This window comes from Arthrobacter sp. E44, from assembly GCF_041877125.1.
Taxonomy (GTDB): domain Bacteria; phylum Actinomycetota; class Actinomycetes; order Actinomycetales; family Micrococcaceae; genus Arthrobacter.
The window spans coordinates 98,679-121,578 of the sequence record NZ_JBHDJA010000001.1 but is presented as its reverse complement, the minus strand read 5'-3'; the positions used below and the strand labels follow the sequence as shown (position 1 = coordinate 121,578).

The following is a 22,900-nucleotide window of genomic DNA, read 5'->3' as shown; positions in this document are numbered from 1 at the left end:
TCCACGCTTACAGCCGAAGGATCCTATGGACGTCATCATTGAAAACCTGCCCCTTTACTGGACTGGTTTTCTCCGCACACTTTTCCTCTCCGTCGTCTCCGGCATCTTCGCGTTGATCCTCGGAACCCTGCTGGCGGCAGCGCGCGTTTCCCCGGTTGCGGCGCTGCGCGGTTTCAGCACCGTCTACGTGGAGATCCTCCGCAACACCCCGCTGACCATCGCCTTCTTCTTCGCAGCCATTGTGCTCCCCCGGCTTGGGGTCAAGTTCGAGCAGTTCGAGGTCGCCGCGATCATCGCCCTCAGCACCTACACCGCAGCGTTCATCGCCGAAGCTGTCCGCTCAGGTGTCAACAGCGTGCCCGTGGGCCAGGCGGAGGCCGCGCGCAGTATCGGCATGAAGTTCGGCCAGGTACTCACGCTCATCATCCTCCCCCAGGCCCTGCGGACAGTGATCCCACCGCTGATCAACATCCTGATCGCCCTGGTCAAGAACTCCTCCGTGGCCGGTGCCTTCTTCGTCCTGGAACTGTTCGGCTACGGTCGGCAACTGGCCAACGCCAATGGTGACGCCGTCATCACCGTCCTGCTGGGCACTGCGTTCTTCTATCTGCTCCTCACCGTTCCGCTGGGAATCCTCGCCAACACGGTGGAACGAAAGGTGGCGATTGCCCGATGAGCTCCGTTCTGTACGACGTTCCCGGCCCCAAAGCACGCCGGATCTCCCTGATTGCCTCAATCATCGGCGGCCTGTTGATTCTCGGCCTGCTGGCGTGGGTCGTCATGACCCTCGCGCAGCAGGGAATCTTCGAGGCGCGCCGCTGGCAGATCTTCACCCGCGCCGACGTGTGGCGGCTGCTCGGCAACGGGTTGGGTGCCACTCTTTCCGCAGCCGCCATCGCAGCAGTCATCGCATTCCCGCTGGGGCTGCTGCTGTGCCTGCTGCGGATCTCGGATGCTGCTGTCATCCGGATCCCCACCCGGATCATTTTGGAATTCCTGCGCGGCATGCCAGTGGTCCTGATGATGCTCTTCATCCTGCTGGGATTCCGCACCTCCGCGTTCATTGCCGTTATCGCCGGCCTGGTGCTCTACAACGGCGCCGTGTTCGCGGAGATCATCCGCGCCGGCATCCAGTCACTGCCCAAGGGACAGCGCGAGGCGGGGCTGGCCATCGGCCTGACCAGCTACAAGTCCCGCATGCTCATCGAACTGCCGCAGGCTATCCGCCGCATGATGCCGTCGCTCGTGGCGCAGATGGTGGTGCTCCTGAAGGACACCTCGCTGGGCTACATCGTGGCCTACGGTGAACTGCTGCGCGCGGTGCAGGTCATGGCAGACTTCCTGGGGCCGCAGTACCTGTTCCCCGTCTTCTTCGTGGCCGCCGCCATCTACATCGCCATCAACATTTGCGTATCGCGGCTGGCTGTGTGGATCGAGCGCCGCGGCTCCAAGAAGGCTGCCGGCGGTGTGGCCAAGGCCGAACCGGACGTCCTGGAGGCTGCGGCTCCCTAGTCCGCGAAGCCTTCGACAAAAGAGGGCCGGAACTCCCGCGGGAGTTCCGGCCCTCTTTTGTCTTTAAGCTCCCTCAGGCCGCCAGCCAGCTCTGCAGGGCGGCAAGGCATTTGCGGACGGCGTCGGCGTGCACGTGCTCGTTGTCCTTGTGCGCCAGCAGCGCATCGCCTGGGCCGAAGTTGACCGCCGGGATGCCCAGTTCGCTGAAACGCGCGACGTCGGTCCAGCCGTATTTGGGCTTGGGTGCGGCTCCCACGGCGGCAACGAAGGAGGCGGCGGCCGGGTGCTTCAGCCCGGGCCGGGCGCCGGCGGCGGCGTCGGTGCGGACCACGTCGAAGCCAGCCAGCAGTTCCCGGACGTGGGCCTCGGCCTCATCAGGCGTCTTGTCCGGGGCGAACCGGTAGTTGATCTCCACAACGCAGCGGTCCGGAATCACATTGCCCGCTGTGCCGCCATTGATCTTCACCGCGTTGAGGCTTTCCCGGTAGTCAAGGCCGTCGACGTTGATGGTCCGGGGTTCGTAGGCTGCCAGGCGGGCCAGGATGGGCGCTGCCGCGTGGATGGCGTTGCTGCCCATCCAGGCGCGGGCCGAATGCGCAGCCTCCCCCGCCGTGGTGGCCTCGAACCGACTGGTGCCATTGCAGCCGCCCTCCACGGTGCCGTCGGTTGGCTCCAGCAGGATGGCGAAGTCTCCCTGCAGCAGGTCTCCGTGGTTGCGGACCAGGCGCCCCAGGCCGCTCTTCACCGCCTCCACTTCCTCGTGGTCGTAGAACACAAAGGTGACGTCCCGCTTGGGCTGGGCGCCGCCGTCGAACATCCCTGCGGCCAAAGCCAGCTGGACCGCCACGCCGCCTTTCATGTCCGTGGCGCCGCGGCCATACAGGATGCCCTCGCCGGGAACCCCGGACTCCCAGCTGGAAGGGACGGTGCCCTTGGAGCCTTCTGTGAGCGGCAGCGGGACGGTGTCCAGGTGTCCGGCGAGGATGACGCGCTCAGGGCGGCCCAGTTGCGTCCGCGCGATGATCGCGTCCCCGTCGCGCACGACGCTGAGCTGGGGAATCTCCAGCAAAGCGGTTTCGACGGCGTCCGCCAGCTGGGTTTCATTACCGGACACACTGTTGATGTCCATCAGGGCTGCGGTCAGCAACGCCACATCCTGGCGGAGGTCAAGGACGGACAGGGCAGGTTCAGGGGCGGTTTCAGCAGTCACGAAGCCAGTCTAGTTCGAACCGCCCGCCCGGCCCTCGATAGACTGGGGCACATGACTGAGACCGCTTCCTCCGCCGTGCCCGAAACCTTGACCTCAACCGCTGATGACCGTTCCGCCTATGGCTTTGGCGTGGCCACCATCGCCACCGCCGGCGGTGACGCCACCGTCCTGGACGTCTGGTTCCCGGCACCGGCGCTTGGTGTTGCGGCGGAAGACCTCCGCTTGGTGGAGAACGCCGACGAAGCACTGACCCGCATCGCGGAGAACGGCGTCGACGAGGACCGCGGCACGGAACAGAAGGTGGTCTTCGTCCAGATCAACCTGGATGAGGCCCCCGCAGACACCGCTGATGCCTACCTGCGGCTGCACCTGCTGTCACACCGTCTGGTCCAGCCCAACACCATCAACCTGGACGGCATCTTCGGCAAGCTCCCCAATGTCGTGTGGACCAACTTCGGGCCGGCTGCCGTGGAAGGCTTCGAACTGACGCGCGCAAAGCTGCGCCGCCGTGGTGCCGTCACCGTCTACGGCATCGACAAGTTCCCGCGCATGGTGGATTACGTGGTACCCAGCGGTGTTCGCATTGCCGACGCCGACCGGGTCCGCCTTGGTGCGCACCTCGCCGCCGGCACCACGGTCATGCACGAGGGCTTCGTGAACTTCAACGCCGGCACGCTGGGCACCTCCATGGTGGAGGGACGCATTTCCGCAGGAGTAGTGGCCGGCGACGGCAGCGACGTGGGCGGCGGCGCCTCCATCATGGGCACCCTCTCCGGCGGCGGCAAGGAAAAGATCACCATCGGCGAGCGCGTCCTGCTCGGCGCGAACTCCGGCGTGGGCATCAGCATCGGTGACGATTCGGTGGTGGAGGCAGGCCTCTACGTCACGGCAGGCACCCGGGTCCGCGTTCCCGGGCCCAAGGACGAGGTGGGCGAGGACACCACCAAGATCGTCAAGGCTGCCGAACTCTCCGGCGTTCCCAACCTCCTGTTCCGCCGCAACTCCACCACCGGTGCGGTTGAAGCCCTGCCCCGCAAGGGCCAGACAGTTGAACTGAACGACGCCCTGCACGCCAACTAGTTCCTTCATGGCACCTCTGTCTGTGGCGCGCAGGCGCGGCCTGCGCCGCCTGGCGGTGCTGCTCCTCACCCTCGCGCTGGTAGCGGGAGGCATTTATACGGCGGTGTACTTTGTGCAGCGTTCCGAGACCCTCGTTTCGGAACGCTGCACAGCCAAGGCCGCGGGCCGGAGCGGGGAGCTGGCGCCTGACCAGGCGGCCAATGCGGCTTTAATCACCGCAGCGGCTGTCCGGCGGGGCCTTCCCCCGCGTGCCGCCACCATCGCCCTGGCCACGGCCATGCAGGAGTCGAAGCTGCGCAACATCGGCCATGGCGACCAAGCCGGACCGGACTCACGCGGGCTCTTCCAGCAGCGGCCGTCCCAGGGCTGGGGCACCGAGGCGCAAATCATGGACCCTTACTACGCCGTCAATGCGTTCTACGACGCCCTGGTGAAGATTCCCGGCTACGAGACGTTGGACATCACCGACGCAGCCCAGCAGGTCCAGCGGTCCGCCTACCCCAAGGCGTACGCGCAGCATGAAGAGATGGGACGGGCGTTCGCGTCGGGGCTCACCGGACAGACTCCGGCCGGAGTCCAGTGCACACTCCGCTCCCCCACCGCGGGCGGAAATTCCGCATCGGTGGCCACCGAACTTGACCAGGCCTACGGTGGCGTTGACAGCCGGGTGGATGGTTCCACCCTGGTGGTGGACGCCCAGGGGGCGCTGGCCTGGTCCGTGGCCCAGTGGGCAGTTGCCAACGCCAAGGACTTGTCCGTGGTGCGGGTCGAAGCGGAGGGGCACACCTGGCAGCGTGCCAGTGGCGACGGCTGGCAGGTCACGGGTTCCCCTGACGGCCAGGTGCGCATCACGGTGCGGACGGCCGACGGCGGCAGCTGAGTGCCGCCGTCGGCCTCCCGCCTGGGGGCTAGACCAGGATTTCCAGCACCGGTTGGACGTAGCTGCGGAACAGTTCAGGCTGGCTCATCAGTTCCTGGCTCATGATGATCTTGTCGGGCTCAAGGTACCAGGCCCGCTGCTCATCCAGCGGCAGTTCGATAATGGTCAGCTTGAAGTCCCGCGAATCCCGCCCCACTTCCATCAGCCTGTCGTCCACCATGTCCTGGAGCAGCTGGTCGGTTCCCGTGGCAACGCGTTCGGCTTCAAGCTCGGCATATTCGCTTCTGCGCTCCCTGGCCCAGGTGAGCGCGGAACCAAAATGTGCCTGCAGTACCCGCTGAAGGGCCGGAGAGTTGCCGAAGGCTTCGAAGCTGGGCGGCGATAGTTCGGGCGACGCCTGCGGATAGGCCTTGAGCAGCTGTTCCCACCAGGCCTCCCATTCGGTCTTCAGTGCGCTGAGGCCGCCCACGTCTGAAGTCAGGTGCCTGTGGTCGGCCGGGCGGATTTTGGGCGTTGCATGGGACAGCATGGGGCGGCCCACGCCGTTCAGGCCGGCCGCGTCCCGGACGTAGAGCGCAATCATCATCGGCCCGGACGTGTCCGTTGTGATCTGCCACCCTGAACCGCTTGCGTGCTGCATCCGAAGTCCTTCCCTGGCCTGCTTCTGCCGGGGCGCCATGACAGCTCCCGCGCACCCGGCTATCAGTCTATTCCCGCAGCCAATTCACGGAAGTGCAGGCCATTTAACGGACCAGCCCGTCCAGGTGCCGCTCCAGGACGTCGCGGCACATCTGCGCGGTCATCCACGCGGGTTGCAGCAGGGCATGCATGCACAGACCGTCCAGTGTGGCCAGGAGCCGTTCGGCCTCGACCACCAGGTTCTCCTGCGGTTCGTCATGCGGGAGCAGCGAGGCCACCACGCCGCCCACGATGGCCGCCACTTCACGGTGGCTCCGGTCCGCTTCGGCCGCAAGGAAGGGCCTGATCCGAGCGGCGTTCTTGAAAGCCAGCCAGGCGCAGGCGTCCACGGCTGTTTCCTCGTCCAGGGGAAGGACGCCGCCCAGGAGGGTTAAAACAGCGCCGCGCTGCTCAGGGCTGCCGGCGGCCGCGTCCCGCACCGGCGGCAGGAGTCCCTCCAACCGGGAAACGACCCGGTCAACCACCGTGCCGAAGGAGAAGGCCAGCAGCTCCTCGCTCCCCTGGAAGTAGTGCCGGACAGAACCAACCGCCAGCCCGGCTTCATCCGCCACCTCCCGCAGCGAAGCACGCTCCAGCCCGTCGACGGCGATAATGCGGAGAACCGCCTGGACAACATCCTGCCGCCTGGCGTCGGCGTCAACTATTTTGGGCACTATCCTTATTAGCACACATGTGCTTCCATCAAGGCACCCGGCCGCCCGGCATCCGGAACGCTGCGGCGGCGAGCGGTCCGCGTGGGATAGCGTTGAGGCATGAAAATCTTGGTTACCGGGGGCACCGGCTACATCGGTTCCCACACTGTTCTTTCCCTGCAGGAAGCCGGCCACGACGTGGTCGTCATCGACAACCTGGTCAATTCCAGCGAGGAATCGCTGCGGCGGGTGGCAGAACTCAGCGGCAAGCCCGCCGAGTTCCACCACGTTGACCTGGTGGACGAGGCCGCCGTCGAGAAAGTCTTCGCCGGCAGCGGCATCGACGCCGTCATCCACTTCGCAGGCCTCAAAGCCGTCGGGGAGTCAGTGCAGGAGCCGCTGAAGTACTACTACAACAACCTGGTGGGCACCCTGAACCTGATCCGCGTCATGGACAGGCACGATGTCCGGTCTATCGTCTTCAGCTCCTCGGCCACCGTCTATGGGGAGCACAATCCCATACCCTACGTGGAAAAGATGGAGATCGGCGCCAACAACCCCTACGGGCGCACCAAGGAACAGATCGAGGACATCCTCTCCGACCTCGGCGCCGCCGACTCGCGCTGGCACATAGCACTGCTGCGCTACTTCAACCCCGTGGGCGCGCACCCGTCAGGGCGCATCGGCGAAGACCCCCAGGGCATCCCCAACAACCTGGTCCCGTTCATTGCCCAGGTGGCCGTGGGCCGCCGCGAGAAGCTCATGGTGTTCGGCGGCGACTACGACACTCCGGACGGAACGTGCCTGCGCGACTACATCCATGTGGTGGACCTCGCCGAGGGCCACGTCGCCGCGCTGAACCACATCGCAGGGCGTACCGGCGTCTTCCGCTGGAACCTGGGCTCCGGCAAGGGCTCCTCCGTCCTGGAGGTCCTGCGGTCCTTCGAGAAGGCCGTGGGCAAGCCCATCCCCTACGAGATCACCGGACGCCGTGCTGGAGACCTTCCTGCCTTCTGGGCCGACGCTACCTCCGCGCTGGCGGACCTGAGCTGGTCCACCACCAAGACCGTGGACCAGATGTGCGAGGACCACTGGCGCTGGCAGAAGAACAACCCCCAGGGCTACGCCTCCTGACCATCCCCGTCGATTGCTCCCCACCGGCTCCCTGCCCTCGCAAGCTCGGGCCCGGGCCATCCCCGTCGATTGCCGCGTACTTGTCGTTTTGGTGCCCCAAAACGACAGTTACGGAGCAATGGATGGTGATTAACGCGCAACGGCCGCCCACCTTCGGAAGGTGGGCGGCCGTCGTCGTTAGTTCCGGCGGAGATCAGCGGGCCGGGTAGTCGCGCTCGGGCTCGCCGATGTACAGCTGGCGCGGGCGTCCAATCTTGGTGTTCGGATCGCTGATCATTTCGCGCCACTGGGCAATCCAGCCCGGCAGGCGGCCGATGGCGAACAGGACGGTGAACATCTTTTCAGGGAATCCCATGGCCTTGTAGATCAGGCCGGTGTAGAAGTCCACGTTGGGGTAGAGCTTGCGCTGGATGAAGTAGTCATCGCTGAGTGCCTTCTCTTCCAGGCGCATGGCGATGTCCAGCAGTTCGTCGTTGCCGCCGAGCTTGCTCAGGATCTCGTGGGCCGTGGCCTTGACGATCTTGGCGCGCGGATCGTAATTCTTGTAGACGCGGTGCCCGAAGCCCATGAGGCGGACGCCGTCTTCCTTGTTCTTGACCTTCTCCATGTAATCCTCAGGCTTGAGGCCCTCGGCCTGGATCTGCCGGAGCATCTTCAGGACGGCCTCGTTGGCGCCGCCGTGGGCAGGGCCGAAGAGGGCGTTAATGCCGGCGGAGACGGAGGCGAACAGGTTGGCGTTGGAGGAGCCCACCAGGCGCACGGTGGAGGTGGAGCAGTTCTGCTCGTGGTCAGCATGCAGGATGAGGAGCAGGTCCAGTGCCTTGACGATGACCGGGTCAAGCTCGTACTGCTCGGCCGGCAGGCCGAAGCTCAGGCGCAGGAAGTTCTCCACCAGGTTCATGGAGTTGTCCGGGTAGAGCATGGGCTGGCCGATGGACTTCTTGTGCGCGTACGCGGCGATGACCGGCAGCTTGGCCATGAGGCGGATGGTGGAGACCTCCACCTGTTCGGCGTTGAACGGGTCCAGCGAGTCCTGGTAGAACGTGGACAGCGCGGACACGGCCGAGGACAGCACCGGCATGGGGTGCGCGTCGCGGGGGAAGCCGCCGAAGAAGCCCTTGAGCTCCTCGTGCAGCAGGGTGTGGCGGCGGATCTTCTGGTCGAACTCGTCCAGCTCAGTGGGCGTGGGCAGGTTGCCGTAGATCAGCAGGTAGGACACCTCCAGGAAGCTGGAATGCTGTGCCAGCTGCTCGATGGGGTATCCGCGGTAGCGCAGGATGCCTGCATCGCCATCGATGTAGGTGATGGCGGACGTGGTTGCTGCGGTGTTCATGAAGCCGGGGTCAAAGGTAACGGCTCCGGTCTGCTTCAGCAGCTTGGAGACGTCGTAACCTTCGTTCCCTTCAACAACCTGGATGCGCGGGAGCTTCAGCTCGCCACCTGCGTGGAGCAGGGTCGCAGCATTGTTGGTCTCAGTCATGGAGTCCCCTTCATGAGGCGTCTTTGGCCTCTGTCGAAAGCTTGATCCAACATCAGGTGAGCCGTGCACGAAGCCTGAAGAGACAGGTTCCAACACCCGGGCTGCCTTCTTGTAGAAAGCCACCATTGATCAGTTAAAAAGTACCGCTCCTTGGCGGGTGTCACTAATCCGGGGCCCGCCCCTGCGGCCTAAAACACACCACATGTGGGGCGAGTCACACGAATATTACGTACCCTGGGAGCTAGCTTCGGCCAGCCGGGCTACCGCTGCATCGATCCGTTCATCCGACCCCGTCAAGGCAACACGGACGTAGCCGTTGCCGGCGTCGCCGTAAAAGACCCCTGGTCCCACCACGATGCCCCGCCCAGCCAGTCGGGAAACGGTCTCCCAGGTGTCCTCCCCTGCCGTCGACCAGAGGTACAGGCCGGCGTCGGATTCCTTGATCTCCAGGCCGAAGTCCAGCAGCGCCGGCAGCAGGCGTTCGCGCCGGCCCCGGTACAGCTCCTTTTGCGCCTCAACGTGGGTGTCGTCGCCCAGCGCCACCCGCATGGCTTCCTGGATGGGGTAGGGCACGATCATGCCTGCATGCTTGCGGCTGTTGACCAGGTTGGGCATCAGGTCCGGATCACCGGCGACGAACGCCGCCCTGTAACCGGCCAGGTTGGACTGCTTGCTGAGCGAGTAGACGGCGAGCAGGCCCTGGTGCGAGCCGCCCGCCACGCGGGGATCGAGGATGCTGGGGACCCGCTGGCCCCCGCGCTGGACGTCCCAGTCGCCCCAACCGAGCTCCGCATAGCATTCGTCCGACGCCACAACGGCACCCAGTTCGCGGGCCTGGACCACCAGCGCCTTCAGGGAGTCTGCGTCCCGCACGCTGCCGGTGGGGTTGCCGGGCGAGTTGACCCAGATGAGCCGGACCCGCGCGCGGGTGGCCTCGTCCAGTTCGTCCAGGTTGTCCGTTGCCACGGATGTGACCCCGGCGAGTGTTGCGCCGATATCGTACGTGGGGTAAGCCACCTTGGGACGTACGACGACGTCTCCGGGCTTAAGGCCAAGCAGCAGCGGCAGCCACGCAACGAGTTCCTTGGAGCCCACCGTGGGCATGATGTTGCGCGGATCGAGGCCTGGCACACCGCGCCGCCGTTCGAACCAGGCAGCGATGGCCTCCCGCAGCGCCGGAGTCCCATGGACCGTGGGGTAGCCGGGTGCGTTGGCGGCGGCCTTCAGGGCATCCTGCACCAGCTGCGGCGTCGGATCCACCGGCGTCCCGATTGAGAGGTTGACGGCTCCACCCGGATGCTCAGACGCCTTCGCCACATACGGTGCCATGGCCTCCCAGGGGTAGTCGGGCAGGTCCAGGCCAAACGAATTAACTGCTGCGGTCACGATGTCCGTCCGCTTTAGTGGTCTTGGTTCTGCGGGGGCAGGGCTGCGATCATCGGGTGGTCCTTGCCGGTGTTGCCGATCTTGGCTGCGCCGCCCGGGGAGCCGAGGTCATCGAAGAACTCCACGTTGGCCTTGTAGTAGTCGGCCCACTCCTCCGGGGTGTCGTCCTCGTAGTAAATGGCCTCAACCGGGCACACCGGTTCGCAGGCTCCACAGTCGACGCACTCATCCGGATGGATGTACAGCGAACGCTCGCCTTCATAGATGCAGTCGACGGGGCATTCTTCAATACATGCCTTGTCCTTGACATCCACACACGGCTGCGCGATTACGTACGTCACGTCCCTGGCCTCTCCACGTTGGGGTTCCGGCGTCCCGCCGGCTCTTGCATCCGGCGGCACAGCCGGAGTCTGACATCTGAGCCTATTATCTCCCAGCCCATTCCCGCGAACCTAGCCGGGCCCCCTAGTATGAACTGGTGAGTCAGCCAGTACCTGCGCCAGCGCGTTTCCTTGCCTCGGCTGAGCCGGGAACCCGGGTGGTGGTGCGCTACCAAATCGAGGGCGGCCTCACGGACGCCCTGGGACACCTGCTGGGTTGCGACGCCGGTTCCTGCACCGTCCGCACCCGGCAGGCCGACGTCGTCATTCCCCTTGAGCGCGTTGTGGCAGCCAAGCAAGTCCCGCCGGCTCCCCCGCGGCGCCGCCCGGCTGCACGCTAAACCGCCCCCGGCAGAGGGAAAAGAAAAAGCCGGAACGACGGCGGGGTCCCCGCCTGCCGTTCCGGCTTTCCTTGCCTTGCTAGGCCTTGGCGCGGGCGCGGTTGGCCTTGGCGCGCTCGTTGGTGTCCAGGATCACCTTGCGGATCCGGATGGCCTCCGGGGTTACCTCGACGCACTCGTCCTCGCGGGCGAACTCCAGCGACTCTTCGAGGGTGAGTTCCCGCGGCGGGGCCAGGTTCTCGAAGGTGTCGGAGGAAGCGGCACGCATGTTGGTGAGCTTCTTTTCCTTGGTGATGTTGACGTCCATGTCATCGGCGCGCGAGTTCTCGCCGACGATCATGCCTTCGTACACCTCGGAGGTGGGCTTCACGAAGAAGGAGCCGCGTTCCTGCAGGTTGATCATGGCGAACGGGGTGACCACGCCGGCGCGGTCGGCAATCATGGAGCCGTTGGTGCGGTACTCGATGGGGCCGGCCCAGGGCTCATAGCCTTCGGAGATGGAGGCTGCGATGCCGGCGCCGCGGGTGTCGGTGAGGAACCGGGTACGGAAACCGATCAGGCCACGGGCCGGAACGATGAACTCCATCCGGCACCAGCCGGTGCCGTGGTTGGCCATGTTGGTCATGCGGCCCTTGCGGGCTGCCATGAGCTGCGTGACGGCGCCAAGGTATTCCTCGGGTACGTCGATGGTCATGTGCTCCATGGGCTCATGGATCTTGCCATCGATGGTCTTGGTGACAACCTGCGGCTTGCCCACGGTCAGCTCGAAGCCTTCGCGGCGCATCTGCTCAACCAGGATGGCCAGCGCCAGCTCGCCACGGCCCTGGACTTCCCAGGCGTCGGGACGCTCGGTGGGAAGCACCTTGATGGAGACGTTACCGATCAGTTCCTTGTCCAGGCGGTCCTTCACCTGGCGGGCGGTAACCTTGGCACCCTTGACCTTGCCCGCCAGCGGGGAGGTGTTGATACCGATGGTCATGGAGATCGCGGGGTCATCCACGGTGATCAGCGGCAGCGGCTGCGGGTTCTCGACGTCGGTGAGGGTTTCACCAATGGTGATGTCCTCGATGCCGGCGACGGCGACGATCTCGCCGGGGCCCGCGGACTCGGCGGGAACGCGCTCCAGCGCCTTGGTGGCGAGCAGTTCGGTGATCTTGACGGTCTTCAGCTCACCGTTCTGGCGGGCCCAGGCAACCTGCTGGCCCTTGCGGAGGGTGCCGTTGTAGATGCGCAGCAGGGCAAGGCGGCCCAGGAACGGGGAAGCGTCCAGGTTGGTCACGTGTGCCTGCAGGACACCCTCGGGGTTGTACGTAGGAGCCGGGATGTGCTCCACGATGGTCTTGAAGAGCGGCTCGAGGTCTTCGTTCTCCGGGGCGGTGCCGTCAGCGGGCTGTTCGAGGGAGGCGCGGCCAACCTTGGCTGCAGCGTAAACGACGGGAACTTCGAGGATCTTGTCCAGGTCCAGGTCGGGCACTTCGTCCGCGAGGTCTGAGGCCAGGCCCAGGAGCAGGTCCATGGACTCGTGGACGACTTCCTCGATGCGGGCATCGGGACGGTCGGTCTTGTTGACCAGCAGGATGACAGGCAGGTGGGCGGCCAGGGCCTTGCGGAGGACGAAGCGGGTCTGCGGAAGCGGACCCTCGGATGCGTCAACGAGGAGGACGACGCCGTCGACCATGGACAGGCCGCGCTCCACCTCACCGCCGAAGTCGGCGTGGCCCGGGGTGTCGATGACGTTGATGGTGATGGTCTCGCCATTGGAGGACGGCCCGTTGTAGGCCACCGTGGTGTTCTTGGCGAGGATGGTGATGCCCTTTTCGCGCTCAAGGTCACCGGAGTCCATCACGCGGTCTTCGAGGTGGTTGTGCTCGGCAAAGGAATTGGTCTGCTTGAGCATGGCATCGACCAAAGTGGTCTTGCCGTGGTCAACGTGGGCCACAATCGCGACGTTGCGCAGGTCACTGCGCGATGCAGTGGCTACCGCGGTGTTGGTGGTGGTTTCAGACATGCGTAATGGCTCGATTCAGTGGAGTCAGCTGTTGTATCGCGACATTTCCAACTGGAACGCACGACGGACTTGGCCCTTAACACAGGGCGACTACTTCCAGTCTAAACGCTGCGGCAAGTGATGGCCTAAATCCGGGCGGCGGCGCCGCTGCCGCACGCAACCCGGAATCACCCCTGATCGCCAGGTCACACTCACTGGATAAATACCCGCCAATGCCCCATTATTGCTGTTGATGAGCAGCCCATCGCCCCGCAAAGAATCCCCCCGTCCCGCGCGTGTGCTCACGCGCGCTGCGGTGCTGGCACTTGCCGCGGGGCTGGTCCTTGCGGCGCCCGGTCAGCAGGTGGATGTGGCTCCTGGTCAGGCGTCGCCCGTGGAGGGGTACCTTCCGTCCGCGCTGCTCCGGGCCAGCGCCGTTGGCCAACCCAGTGCGACGGGATTCGCCTCAAACGTCGACCTGTCAACGGTACTTAACCGCCCTGCGCTGTTCCCTGGCGAGATTTACCGCAACCCGGTGTTTAAGCGCAACGAGGTTGTGGTGGCAAATGCCAGAAGCACTGCCGTGCTGATTGGCGACTCCCAGTCCGTCCCCGACGACAGCTGGCCTCGCAGGGCCCTGGCAGGCCTGGGTTACAGCGTCCACTTCTGCGGTTACGGCGGCACGGGGTTCACCGCTGCCAACGGCAAGGTGGGCAACTACATCGATGCCCTTGAACACGGCGACTGGCTGATGCCGGCCGGAGCACCCGGCCTGATCGTGATTGAAGGCGGCGGCAACGACGCTGCCCGGGGCGCCTCTGACGCGCAGATCAGTGCCAACGCCAACCGGCTCATCGACGCACTGAAAGCCAGATACCCCGACACGCGGATCGTCGTGGTGGGCACCCTTGCCCGCGGAGCCCAAAACGGCGGCGGCCGGCGAAGCCAGGTGGATGCACTGCTGGCGGGGATCGCAGCCCGGCAGCAGGTCACGTTCGTGAGCGCCGGCGACTGGCTGACCAAATACAACCTGACCCAGCACCTGGCCGACGCCGTCCATATGGATGCCGAAGGCCGGAAGCAGCTTGGCGGGGTCCTGGAGCGCCGCTTGCGTGAACTCGGTGTTCCCGCCGCGCCGGGTGGCGGGCCGTCGCTGGCAGCTACGGGAGCGAACGGCACAAACGGCTGAAGCCGGAACCCGAAGGTCCCGGCTCCAGCCGTTGACATGGGGCTTCCCCGCTACGCCACGGTTATGCCACCTCGGGCGGAAGCATCAGCTTCGCGCCGGGGATCGCATTGAGCAGGGCCTTCGTGTAGTCCTGCTGGGGCGACTCGAAAACCTCGTCCGTGGACCCGGTCTCGACAAGCCGGCCCTTCTCCATCACGCACACGTGGTCCGCGATCTGCCGCACGACGGCAAGGTCGTGGGTGATGAACAGGTAGGTCAGGCCGAGGTTGACCTGCAGGTCAGCCAGCAGATTCAGCACCTGCGCCTGCACCAGTACGTCCAGGGCGGAAACTGCCTCGTCACAGATGATGACCTCGGGGTCAAGCGCCAGTGCGCGCGCGATGGCAACACGCTGCCGCTGCCCGCCTGACAGCTCGTTCGGGTACCGCTGCATGGCGGACTGGGGCAGGGCCACCTGGTCCAGCAGCGTCCGCACCTTCTTTTCCCGGCTGGCCTGGTCCCCGATCTTGTGCACCCGAAGCGGTTCTTCAATGGTGCGGTAGATGTTGTACATCGGATCGAGGGAGCCGTACGGATCCTGGAAGATGGGCTGGACGCGCCTGCGGAACTTGAACAGTTCGGCAGGCTTCAGGGCCGAGGTGTCGACGCCGTCGAACAGGATCCTGCCTTCCGTGGGCTTTTCCAGCTGGAGCACCATCTTGGCCACCGTGGACTTGCCGGAGCCCGACTCCCCCACAATCGCCGTCGTGGTTCCCCGCCTGACGTCGAAGCTCACGCCGTCCACCGCCGCGAAGTCCGTCGCCTTGCCCAGCCCCTGGCGGAGCTTGTAGACCTTGCGCAGGTCCTGGATCTGCAGGAAGGTGTCCGACTTGGCCGTCTCGGCCGCCGGCGCCAGCAGGTCCGCAGTCTCCACGCCCTGCTCCTTGGCAGCCTGGATACGGCGGCTGGCCAGGGACGGCGCGGACTCTACGAGCCGCTTGGTGTACGGGTGCTGCGGGTTGCGGAGCAGTTCCAGCGACGGACCGGCTTCAACCACGCGGCCCTGGTACATGACCACCACTTTGTCTGCCCGCTCGGCTGCCAGGCCCAGGTCGTGGGTGATCAGCAGCACCGAGGTTCCCAGTTCGTTGGTCATCGTCTCCAGGTGGTCCAGGATCTGCCGCTGGACGGTGACGTCGAGGGCCGACGTCGGCTCGTCCGCAATCAGCAGGCGGGGCTGGCAGGAGAGGCCAATGGCGATCAGCGCGCGCTGGCGCATGCCGCCGGAGAACTCGTGCGGGTACTGGTTGGCACGGCGCTTCGCGTCGGGCAGCCCCGCTTCGGAGAGCACCTTGGCGATATCGTCCGGCCCGCTGGGGCGGCCGTTTGCCTTCAGTGTTTCCCGGACCTGGTAGCCGATCTTCCACACCGGGTTCAGGTTGGACATGGGGTCCTGCGGAACCATGCCGATGGTGTTGCCGCGCAGCTCGATCATGCGCTGCTCGGTGGCATGGGCAATGTCCTCGCCGTCGAGCAGGACTTGGCCGCCGGACACCCTGCCGTTGTTGGGCAGGAGGCCAATGGCCGCCAGCGCCGTGGTGGATTTGCCGGACCCCGACTCCCCCACGATTGCCACCGTTTCGCCCGGCATGATGGTCAGGTGCGCGTTCCGCACGGCCTGGACCTCACCGCCGCCGGTCTTGAAGGTAATGGCGAGGTCACGGATTTCGAGCAGCGGCCTGACGCCGGTGGTTTCGGCCTCATCAATGCGGACGTCTGGAGTTGTCATCTCATTTTCTCTCATCGCTGACGGCTCTTCGGGTCAAGGGCGTCGCGCACTGCATCGCCCAGCATGATGAAGCTCAGCACCGTGATGGACAGCGCCGCGGCCGGGTAGAGCATGATTTCCGGCCGGGTCCTGATCGAGGCCTGGGCGCCTGCGATGTCATTGCCCCAGGACATGATGCTCTGCGGCAGGCCAATGCCCAGGAAGGACAGGGTGGCTTCGGCCACGATGAACACGCCAAGTTCCAGCGTTGCCAGGACAATGATCGGAGCCAGGGCGTTCGGCAGGACGTGGCGCATCAGCGCACCGAACTTGGAAACACCCAGCGCGCGGGCTGCGGTGACGAAGTCGGAATTGCGCACCTCAATGACTGCACCGCGCGTGATGCGCGCCATCTGTGGCCAGGCCAGGAGCGAGATGACGAACACCACGGTCCACACGCTCTTGTTCTCGCGGAACAGCGGCAGCTGGGTGATCACCAGAGCGCCGAGTACCAGCGGCAGCGCGAAGAAGATGTCACCCAAGCGGGCAAGCACAGCGTCAATCCAGCCGCCGTAGTATCCCGCAAGGGCGCCAAGGGTCACGCCGATCACCAGGACGCACAGCACCGAGAGCAGGCCCACTGACAGCGAGGCCTGGGTGCCGTGGATGACCCTGGAGTACACGTCGCAGCCCTGGAAAGTGAAGCCGAACGGGTGTCCGGCGCTGGGCGCGCCTTCCGAGTTCCCGAGTTCGCAGCCTTCGTTGGGCGGCGTGGACGTGAAAAGTCCAGGGAACAGCGCAATGACGATCAGGGCAAGGATCAGCAGTGCCGAGATGATGAACAGCGGACGACGGCGGAGCTTGCGCCAGGCGTCGGCCCACAGGCTGAGTGGGGCCTGGTCAGTCTTGACGGCATCCGTTGCCTGCAGCGGCGTCTCTTCAATGGGGGCCACGAAGTGGCTGTTATTACTGGTCATAGCGGATCCTCGGGTCAAGCCAGGCGTACAGGAGATCGACAAGCAGGTTGGCCACGACGAACACCAGCACCAGCACGCTGACGATGGAGACGATGGTGGGCCCTTCACTGCGGAGGACTGCCTGGTAAAGCTTGTTGCCAACGCCGGGAACGTTGAAGATGCCCTCGGTAACGATGGCACCGCCCGCCATCAGGCCGCCAAGGTTGGCGCCCAGGTAGGTCACCACCGGGATCAGCGAGTTGCGCAGGATGTGTGCCAGGACCACCCGGGGACGTGACAGGCCCTTGGCCGTGGCGGTCCGCACGTAGTCCGCGTTCATGTTTTCGCTGACTGACGCGCGGGTCAGGCGCAGGACGTAGGCAAAGGAGACAAGCCCCAAAACAATTGCGGGCAGCAACAGTGTGCCCCAGTTCGCATTCGCACCCACCGTCGGCTTGGCCCAGCCCAGCTGCACACCGAAGACGAGCTGGAAGACGAAGCCGAGGACAAAGGTGGGAACTGCAATGACCACCAGCGAAGCCACCAGGACGGTGGAGTCGAACCAACCGCCCCGGCGCAGGCCGGCGAACACGCCGAAGGCCACGCCGAAGATGGCTTGGATCGCCAACGCCTCGATGGCGAGCATGGCTGTGACGGGGAAGACACGGGCCAGGCTGGCGGCAATGGGCTGGCCGGTGAAGTCATTGCCCAGGTTGAAGGTGAAGAGGTTCTTGAGGAACAGGCCGTACTGGACCCAGAAGGGCTGGTCGAGGTTGTACTGGCTGCGCAGGGTGTCGATGACTGCCTGCGGGGGCTGGCGGTCGCCGAACAGCGCGGCGATGGGGTCGCCGGGCAGGGCGAACACCATGTAGTACACCAGGAGGGTAGTGCCGAGGAAAACAGGGATCACCTGCAGGAGTCGGCGCAGAATAAACCGGATCACAGGATCACCTGCCTTCCGGTAAGGGGGAGAACACGTTCATGAATGCCTTCCTGCCGCTTGCAAGCCAATGGGGGCCCGGACGTAACCGGAACCCCCATCAGCTTGTCGGCAAGTTATTTCTTGGAACTACTTGGCCGTGATGCCGTAGTACAGGATGCCGCCGTTCCAGCCGGTTTCGGCCTTCACGATGTTGTTGCTCCAAACGATCGGGCGGGCCTGATCCCAGAGCGGCAGGCCGGGCAGGTCCTGGAACAGGATCTCCTGTGCCTGGTTGAACTTGTCGTTGGCTTCATCCGTGCTCTTGGCAGCCAGGCCCTCCTTGAGGAGCTTGTCGAACTCAGGGTTCGAGTACTTCTCGTAGTTGGAGGAAGCGTTGGTGGCCCATACCGGTCCCAGGAAGTTGTACAGCGACGGGTAGTCGCCCTGCCAGCCCGCACGGGTCAGGCCGGGCAGCTGCTGGGACTTGCGCAGGTTCAGGACTTCAGCGAACTTGGCGAAGGGCTGGATTTCAGCCTGGATGCCGAGGTTGTTCTTGAAGCCGTTGGCCACGGCGTCGATCCATTCCTTGTTGCCGCCGTCGGTGTTGGAGGCGATCTGAAGCGGCTTGGAGCCGTCGTAGGGCTGGATCTTGTCAGCCTGTGCCCACAGGTCCTTGGCCTTGGCGGCGTCGAACTTGAGGACTTCGCTGCCCTTCAGGCCTTCCTTGAATCCGTCGATGACCGGCGGGACGAATGCCTTGGCAGGGGTACGGGTGCCGTTGAAGACCACCTTGGCGATTTCCTCGCGGTTGATGGCGTAGGACAGTGCCTGGCGCCGCAGCTTGCCGGCCTCACCCTGGAAGTTCGGGTTGTACGGCGGGATGTTCAGCGTGGAGTTGGTGGCAACGGCCTTGGTGGCGTTGCGGTCCGGGAAGTCGGAAACGTAGGTCTTCAGTGCGTTGGACGGAAGAACGTCGGTGATGTCCAGGTTGTCCGACTGCAGGTCCGTGTATGCGGGGCCCGGATCCGTGTAGAACTTAAAGGTCACGCCACCATTCTTGGCTTCGCGCGGGCCCTTGTAGTCCGCGTTCTTTACCAGGGAGATGGACTGGTCGTGGACCCAGGAACCCTGCTTTTCGAACTTGTACGGACCGTTGCCGACGGGGTTTTCACCGAAGGTCTTGGGGTCGGTCAGCGCTGCCGAAGGAAGCGGGAAGAAGGCGGAGTAGCCGAGGCGCAGGGACCAGTCAGCCTCAGGCTGGGCCAGCTTGACCGTGATGGTGGAATCATCGGTTGCTGCAAGGCCGGACATGGTGTCAGCCTTGGGGGCCGGGGTGGTGGTGGTCTTGCCGTCAGCACCCTTTTGCGAGTTCACAGCCGAAACGTCTTCGTAACCGGCGATGGACTCGAAGAAGAATCCGTTGTTCTGCAGGTTCTTGGAGTTTGCAGCGAAGTTCCAGGAGTCAACGAAGGTCTTAGCCGTAATGGCCTCGCCGTTGGTGAACTTCTGGCCCTGCTTGACCTTGATGGTCCAGTTCTGGGCGTCGGACGACTCGATGGAATCGGCGAGGGCGTTGACCGGCTTGCCGCTGGCATCGTACGTGCGCAGGCCTTCGAAGAGGAGCTCGACCACGCGGCCGCCGTAAACCTCATTGGTGTTTGCCGGCAGCAACGGGTTTTGTGGCTCGTTGCTGTAGGCAGTGATGACCTTGTTCGGATCGCCGGCAGCATTGCTGGACCCTTCAGTGCTGCCGCCGCCGCCGGCGCCGCACCCGGTCAGGGCAAGCGCGGCGATTGCCACGATGCCCAGTGCTTTGGAAGTGCGCGTAAAACGCATTCCGCCTCCTATGAGTTGTGGGAGAGATATATAGGGGAATCTTGTGCTTCCCCTGCAGGCTGCACGCAGCTCACCGCTGTGACGAAACCTACACAATACGAGTTAGCCTAACCGCACGTAGTCCAGATATTGGTACTCCGTTGCCAAACCGTGACCGGCGCAGTACAATACCCCGGCAAATGGAGGGAAGTTAGGCACGTCACATGCTACTCGCCGGTAAGCCGTACGGCGAATCGGGCCAAAGAGCGCTGCGCAAGGGGCGAAAGACCCTAGGTCACCTGGCAGGGTTGGACAGCCGCCACTCCCAGACGTTCCACCAGATGCCGAGGGGGCCGGGGCTGGTCTTGATGCCCGCTACCCGGGAATTGAAGGCGGTTGTTCCCAGCGTTTGGTAGAGCGGGAGGCCATACGCGTCCTCCCAGATGTGCTTATCGATTTCCGCCAGGAGCTCATCCTGTTTGCCCAGGTCCGTGGTCACGGCCAGTTGCTCCATAACCTTGTCCGCGCCGCCGTCGGAATATCCCGTGAAGTTGCTGCCCGCACCGGTGCGGAAAATCTGCGGCACCCGGCTGACACCGGCCTCTGTGCCGATCCATCCCGACAGGGCGGCGTCATATCCGCCCCGGCTTAGCGCGGCAGCCCAGTCGGCACTGCCCTGTCCGCCGTCGACCACCCGGAATCCGGCCAGCGCGGCCGAGTCGCGGATCAGGGCGAACGCCTTGGCCCGGTTCGGGTTGTCCCGGTTGTAAAGTACGCGGACGCTGGGGGTGGTGTCCTTCAGGAGCTTCTTTGCCCCGTCAATGTCCACCTTGGCGTAGTCCGAAGAGCCGTTATTCTTCACGGTGTCGTCGTACTTCGGTTGTCCCGGCAGGAATACCTGCGAGTCCAATGGCTTGTTGTCCGGCACCTGGGTTCCCACCACGGCGTCCATGATTGCCTGCCGCGGCACGGTCTTGAGGAAGGCTTCCCTGACGTCTTTGTCGGCAAAGGTCCCGGAGAAGTTGAGATCCAGGTGGTCATAGCCAGACTGTTTGTACCGTTGCACGGTGATGCCCTGGCCCGACAGGCCGGTGAGGAGACTGTCCGTAGCGGCTGAGGGCTGCGGCGAAATGATGTCAGCCTGGCCGTTGCGGAGGGCATCCACTGCCGCCGGTACTGCCCCGGTGAACCTGACATTGATTTCGTCCAGCCAGGGTTCCGCGCCCCATGTGTAGTCCCGGTTGCGAACCAGCTTCATCGAGACTTCCGGGACGATATCGCGGACGATGTAGGGGCCGCTGGACAGGTAGAGTGCCGGATCATCCGGAACGGCCTTTGTATTGAATCCGGTGTTCCAGAAGTCGCCGATTTTCTTGAGTGCGGGGTTGGACACCGGCTTTTCCGGGTTGCCCCGAGGCGTGTCCTTGAGCAACGTCACCAGGTCTTCCTCATCGTTGAGTCCGCCCTTGGCAGCAACGACGTGGGCGGGGAGCCCGACGTCGAACGCCACTTCCCAGTCGGCGTATGGTGCCGCGTACTCAATGGTGATGGAACGCCCGTCGGATCCGATTTCCGGGAACAGGGTGCCGGCGAGCCCCGTGGTGTCGGAGGCAACCGAGAAGTACTTGGTTCCCTTGCCGGCAGCACGATCGACATCATCGTAGTAGCCGGACCCGGCGGCCCAGCTCAACAGGAGGTCGGCTGCGCCAATGGGCGCACCATCCGACCACTTAACGCCCTCGTTGACCGTGTACTTCACCTTGAGCGGCTGGTCGGATACCTTCTCGAAATGGCCGAACTTGTCGTTCCGGACAACCTTGGACGTGTCATCAAGGTAGAAGAAGCCCGAATGTGTGATGGCACCGATCTTCGAATTGATGTCAGTGTTGCCGTTGGCGCTGTAGGGGTTGAACGACGAGAAGGCATTGACCTCCGCCACCGTGACGCTGCCGCCGCGCTTCGCCTCCCCCACCACAACGGACGGGGCGCTGCCACCCGAGCAGCCGGAAAGAACAAGGGCGGCCGACAATGCGGCGACGAGCAACTGAATCAGACGCCGTACCGGCATGCCGCCTCCTTGTGTTTTTCCCTCTCCAGGAGGGGACCCGGGCCGCCCAATCGCGCCCTACCACTTCAGGATAAGCTGTCAGGCCGGTCAGTCGTTGATGTGGGGCATTGGACCCTGTAGTCCCCCCCCCCACCGGGCCGCTACTATGAACCCGTGCCTGGCCGTGTCGCTGTCCTGACCGATCCCGGCCGCATGCCCGACGACGAACAGATCCGCCAGCATCTGGGTGCTTCCTTCGCCGCCTGGCACGACCTCAAGGAGCTGTTGTCCCGACCCGACCTTGGCCTGGAGTTGTCGTGGCACCACTACCGGGACGGCGGATGGCTGTGCAAGGCTCTCCGGGGCAGCAAGAATATGGCGTGGTTGGCGGTCTGGGACGGCTACGCCACGGTCACGTGCTACTTCTCCGCCCGACACCGCAATGACCTCGCCGCGCTGCCCCTTCCTGACAACCTCCGGGCCCAGATCACCGGGGTGGAGATGTCCGGAGCGATGCTGCCGGTCGTCGTCCGGATCCGCTCGCCGGAGGATATCGGGGCCGCCATCGAGGTGGTCCGTTACAAGCTTCGGGCGCGGTAGCGGCGGCAGCCCCCCCAAGGAAGCGGGCACGTCATGGTGCCGTGGCCGCCACGGGCCCAGACGTTGACGCGGAACGAGGCCGGTGTTGGCCAGACACATTGCACCGCCCCCTAGAGTGAAGGCATGCTGCACTCAACCCGGCAAGGCTCCGGTAAGCCACTCCTCCTGATCCATGGACTCGGTTCCAGTATTGGTAACTGGAACCCGGTAATCCCGGCGCTAGCTGCTGAACGCGATGTGATTGCCATCGACCTCCCCGGTTGCGGCGAATCCGCGCCGCTGACCGGCGAAACCACCATTGCCACGCTGACCGATGCCGTCGAAGCCTTTATCCGCGACGAGAAACTGGATGACATTGATCTTGTAGGCAGCTCCATGGGCGCCCGGATGGCAATGGAAATGGCGCGACGAGGGCACGCTGCCACCACGATCGCCCTGGACCCTGGTGGCTTCTGGAATGACCGCCAGGCAGCGATCTTTGGGGCAAGCATCAAAGCATCCGTCGCACTGGTGCGCCGCATCCAACCGGCACTCCCCTTCCTCACGGGCAACCCCGTGGGCCGCACGGCCCTGTTGGCTCAGTTCTCCGCCCATCCCTGGAAACTGCCGCAGGATCTTGTCCTGCATGAGCTTCGCGGGTTCAAGACATCGACCAGCCTGGACCCGGCCCTCAACGCGCTGATTCACGGTCCCCGCCAGGAAGGCGCACCGGCGGGTTCACTCAAGGGCAAAGTGGTAATCGGATGGGGGCGGAAGGACAAGGTCACCCCTCCCAGTGAGGCGGCGCGTGCCGCGGAGCTGTTCCCGGATGCCACCCTCCACTGGTTCGAAAACTCCGGTCACTTCCCACACTGGGACCAACCAACGGAAACGGCACGCCTGATCCTCGATAGCACGGGCTGA

Annotated in this window: 21 protein-coding genes; 9 read left to right on the top strand and 12 right to left on the bottom strand. The window is 64.6% G+C overall.

Going from position 1 to position 22,900, the window contains the following annotated elements; all coding sequences use genetic code 11:
* Positions 1–25 precede the first annotated feature (25 nt).
* Together ACETK3_RS00540 and ACETK3_RS00535 are read left to right on the top strand one after the other, a co-directional pair.
* A complete protein-coding gene (locus ACETK3_RS00540; protein ID WP_236798990.1) occupies positions 26–676 on the top strand; it encodes an amino acid ABC transporter permease in 651 nt (216 codons plus the stop codon).
* A complete protein-coding gene (locus ACETK3_RS00535; RefSeq protein ID WP_306967663.1) occupies positions 673–1,512 on the top strand; it encodes an amino acid ABC transporter permease in 840 nt (279 codons plus the stop codon). The genes ACETK3_RS00540 and ACETK3_RS00535 overlap by 4 nt, the downstream gene beginning before the upstream one ends.
* 73 nt (positions 1,513–1,585) lie before the next feature.
* On the opposite strand, the gene dapE is transcribed toward ACETK3_RS00535, so the two are convergent.
* Positions 1,586–2,722: a succinyl-diaminopimelate desuccinylase gene (dapE, locus tag ACETK3_RS00530; RefSeq protein WP_306967665.1), complete on the bottom strand. Its 1,137-nt coding sequence runs from the start codon at positions 2,720–2,722 to the stop codon at positions 1,586–1,588.
* A 51-nt stretch (positions 2,723–2,773) separates the two neighbouring features.
* On the opposite strand from dapE, the gene dapD reads away from it, so the two are divergent.
* Together dapD and ACETK3_RS00520 are read left to right on the top strand one after the other, a co-directional pair.
* On the top strand, positions 2,774–3,802 hold the full coding sequence (gene dapD / locus ACETK3_RS00525) for a 2,3,4,5-tetrahydropyridine-2,6-dicarboxylate N-succinyltransferase (RefSeq protein ID WP_306967666.1): 1,029 nt from the start codon (positions 2,774–2,776) through the stop codon (positions 3,800–3,802).
* A 7-nt stretch (positions 3,803–3,809) separates the two neighbouring features.
* Positions 3,810–4,682: a hypothetical protein gene (locus ACETK3_RS00520; RefSeq protein WP_306967667.1), complete on the top strand. Its 873-nt coding sequence runs from the start codon at positions 3,810–3,812 to the stop codon at positions 4,680–4,682.
* Positions 4,683–4,710: 28 nt separating this feature from the next.
* On the opposite strand, the gene ACETK3_RS00515 is transcribed toward ACETK3_RS00520, so the two are convergent.
* Together ACETK3_RS00515 and ACETK3_RS00510 are read right to left on the bottom strand one after the other, a co-directional pair.
* The gene (locus ACETK3_RS00515) at positions 4,711–5,322 is read right to left on the bottom strand and encodes a hypothetical protein (RefSeq protein WP_236798995.1); all 612 of its coding nucleotides are present in this window, start codon (positions 5,320–5,322) and stop codon (positions 4,711–4,713) included.
* A gap of 103 nt (positions 5,323–5,425) precedes the next feature.
* Positions 5,426–6,034 carry a TetR/AcrR family transcriptional regulator gene (locus ACETK3_RS00510; RefSeq protein ID WP_306967669.1) on the bottom strand — a complete coding sequence of 203 codons (609 nt, stop codon included), beginning with the start codon at positions 6,032–6,034 and terminating at the stop codon, positions 5,426–5,428.
* A gap of 99 nt (positions 6,035–6,133) precedes the next feature.
* On the opposite strand from ACETK3_RS00510, the gene galE reads away from it, so the two are divergent.
* A complete protein-coding gene (gene galE / locus ACETK3_RS00505) occupies positions 6,134–7,147 on the top strand; it encodes a UDP-glucose 4-epimerase GalE (RefSeq protein ID WP_236798997.1) in 1,014 nt (337 codons plus the stop codon).
* Positions 7,148–7,340: 193 nt separating this feature from the next.
* On the opposite strand, the gene ACETK3_RS00500 is transcribed toward galE, so the two are convergent.
* The 3 genes from ACETK3_RS00500 to fdxA all read right to left on the bottom strand — a co-directional run bounded on the left by ACETK3_RS00500 (position 7,341) and on the right by fdxA (position 10,354).
* Positions 7,341–8,627 (bottom strand): citrate synthase, encoded by a 1,287-nt coding sequence (locus ACETK3_RS00500; protein WP_056334606.1) that lies wholly within the window; start codon positions 8,625–8,627, stop codon positions 7,341–7,343.
* A 225-nt stretch (positions 8,628–8,852) separates the two neighbouring features.
* A complete protein-coding gene (gene dapC, locus ACETK3_RS00495; protein ID WP_306967671.1) occupies positions 8,853–10,013 on the bottom strand; it encodes a succinyldiaminopimelate transaminase in 1,161 nt (386 codons plus the stop codon).
* 14 nt (positions 10,014–10,027) lie between these two features.
* The gene (fdxA, locus tag ACETK3_RS00490) at positions 10,028–10,354 is read right to left on the bottom strand and encodes a ferredoxin (RefSeq protein ID WP_013601705.1); all 327 of its coding nucleotides are present in this window, start codon (positions 10,352–10,354) and stop codon (positions 10,028–10,030) included.
* Positions 10,355–10,491: 137 nt separating this feature from the next.
* On the opposite strand from fdxA, the gene ACETK3_RS00485 reads away from it, so the two are divergent.
* Positions 10,492–10,734, top strand: a complete 243-nt coding sequence (locus tag ACETK3_RS00485) for a hypothetical protein (RefSeq protein WP_236798998.1) — start codon at positions 10,492–10,494, stop codon at positions 10,732–10,734.
* A 79-nt stretch (positions 10,735–10,813) separates the two neighbouring features.
* Here the strand turns inward: ACETK3_RS00485 and typA are convergent, their stop codons facing one another.
* On the bottom strand, positions 10,814–12,742 hold the full coding sequence (gene typA, locus ACETK3_RS00480; protein ID WP_373992347.1) for a translational GTPase TypA: 1,929 nt from the start codon (positions 12,740–12,742) through the stop codon (positions 10,814–10,816).
* Positions 12,743–12,974: 232 nt separating this feature from the next.
* On the opposite strand from typA, the gene ACETK3_RS00475 reads away from it, so the two are divergent.
* Positions 12,975–13,910, top strand: coding sequence for an SGNH/GDSL hydrolase family protein (locus ACETK3_RS00475; RefSeq protein WP_237428573.1), 936 nt, complete (start codon positions 12,975–12,977; stop codon positions 13,908–13,910).
* 61 nt (positions 13,911–13,971) lie between these two features.
* On the opposite strand, the gene ACETK3_RS00470 is transcribed toward ACETK3_RS00475, so the two are convergent.
* From ACETK3_RS00470 to ACETK3_RS00450, 5 genes are all read right to left on the bottom strand, one after another.
* Positions 13,972–15,678, bottom strand: a complete 1,707-nt coding sequence (locus ACETK3_RS00470) for an ABC transporter ATP-binding protein (RefSeq protein WP_306967675.1) — start codon at positions 15,676–15,678, stop codon at positions 13,972–13,974.
* Positions 15,679–15,689: 11 nt separating this feature from the next.
* Positions 15,690–16,634 (bottom strand): ABC transporter permease, encoded by a 945-nt coding sequence (locus ACETK3_RS00465; RefSeq protein WP_236820136.1) that lies wholly within the window; start codon positions 16,632–16,634, stop codon positions 15,690–15,692.
* Complete coding sequence (locus tag ACETK3_RS00460) at positions 16,624–17,556, bottom strand: ABC transporter permease (RefSeq protein ID WP_373992346.1); 933 nt, start codon at positions 17,554–17,556, stop codon at positions 16,624–16,626. Before ACETK3_RS00460 ends, ACETK3_RS00465 begins: the two co-directional genes overlap by 11 nt.
* Before the next feature lie 126 nt (positions 17,557–17,682).
* A complete protein-coding gene (locus tag ACETK3_RS00455) occupies positions 17,683–19,371 on the bottom strand; it encodes an ABC transporter substrate-binding protein (protein ID WP_236799004.1) in 1,689 nt (562 codons plus the stop codon).
* A gap of 274 nt (positions 19,372–19,645) precedes the next feature.
* On the bottom strand, positions 19,646–21,418 hold the full coding sequence (locus tag ACETK3_RS00450; protein WP_237428575.1) for an ABC transporter family substrate-binding protein: 1,773 nt from the start codon (positions 21,416–21,418) through the stop codon (positions 19,646–19,648).
* A gap of 153 nt (positions 21,419–21,571) precedes the next feature.
* Between ACETK3_RS00450 and ACETK3_RS00445 the strand changes: the two genes are divergently transcribed.
* Positions 21,572–21,997 (top strand): DUF3788 family protein, encoded by a 426-nt coding sequence (locus ACETK3_RS00445; RefSeq protein WP_237428576.1) that lies wholly within the window; start codon positions 21,572–21,574, stop codon positions 21,995–21,997.
* 123 nt (positions 21,998–22,120) lie between these two features.
* Positions 22,121–22,900 carry an alpha/beta fold hydrolase gene (locus tag ACETK3_RS00440; RefSeq protein WP_373992345.1) on the top strand — a complete coding sequence of 260 codons (780 nt, stop codon included), beginning with the start codon at positions 22,121–22,123 and terminating at the stop codon, positions 22,898–22,900.

Excerpts from the sequence above, each read along its gene's own strand:
- ACETK3_RS00475 (WP_237428573.1), top strand. The coding sequence starts at position 12,975 with ATGAGCAGCCCATCGCCCCGCAAAGAATCCCCCCGTCCCGCGCGTGTG.
- ACETK3_RS00520 (WP_306967667.1), top strand. The coding sequence starts at position 3,810 with ATGGCACCTCTGTCTGTGGCGCGCAGGCGCGGCCTGCGCCGCCTGGCG.
- ACETK3_RS00535 (WP_306967663.1), top strand. The coding sequence starts at position 673 with ATGAGCTCCGTTCTGTACGACGTTCCCGGCCCCAAAGCACGCCGGATC.
- dapD (WP_306967666.1), top strand. The coding sequence starts at position 2,774 with ATGACTGAGACCGCTTCCTCCGCCGTGCCCGAAACCTTGACCTCAACC.
- ACETK3_RS00440 (WP_373992345.1), top strand. The coding sequence starts at position 22,121 with ATGCTGCACTCAACCCGGCAAGGCTCCGGTAAGCCACTCCTCCTGATC.
- ACETK3_RS00515 (WP_236798995.1), bottom strand. The coding sequence starts at position 5,322 with ATGCAGCACGCAAGCGGTTCAGGGTGGCAGATCACAACGGACACGTCC.
- ACETK3_RS00465 (WP_236820136.1), bottom strand. The coding sequence starts at position 16,634 with ATGACCAGTAATAACAGCCACTTCGTGGCCCCCATTGAAGAGACGCCG.
- typA (WP_373992347.1), bottom strand. The coding sequence starts at position 12,742 with ATGTCTGAAACCACCACCAACACCGCGGTAGCCACTGCATCGCGCAGT.
- ACETK3_RS00500 (WP_056334606.1), bottom strand. The coding sequence starts at position 8,627 with ATGACTGAGACCAACAATGCTGCGACCCTGCTCCACGCAGGTGGCGAG.
- ACETK3_RS00470 (WP_306967675.1), bottom strand. The coding sequence starts at position 15,678 with ATGACAACTCCAGACGTCCGCATTGATGAGGCCGAAACCACCGGCGTC.
- ACETK3_RS00450 (WP_237428575.1), bottom strand. The coding sequence starts at position 21,418 with ATGCCGGTACGGCGTCTGATTCAGTTGCTCGTCGCCGCATTGTCGGCC.
- ACETK3_RS00540 (WP_236798990.1), top strand. The coding sequence starts at position 26 with ATGGACGTCATCATTGAAAACCTGCCCCTTTACTGGACTGGTTTTCTC.
- galE (WP_236798997.1), top strand. The coding sequence starts at position 6,134 with ATGAAAATCTTGGTTACCGGGGGCACCGGCTACATCGGTTCCCACACT.
- ACETK3_RS00455 (WP_236799004.1), bottom strand. The coding sequence starts at position 19,371 with ATGCGTTTTACGCGCACTTCCAAAGCACTGGGCATCGTGGCAATCGCC.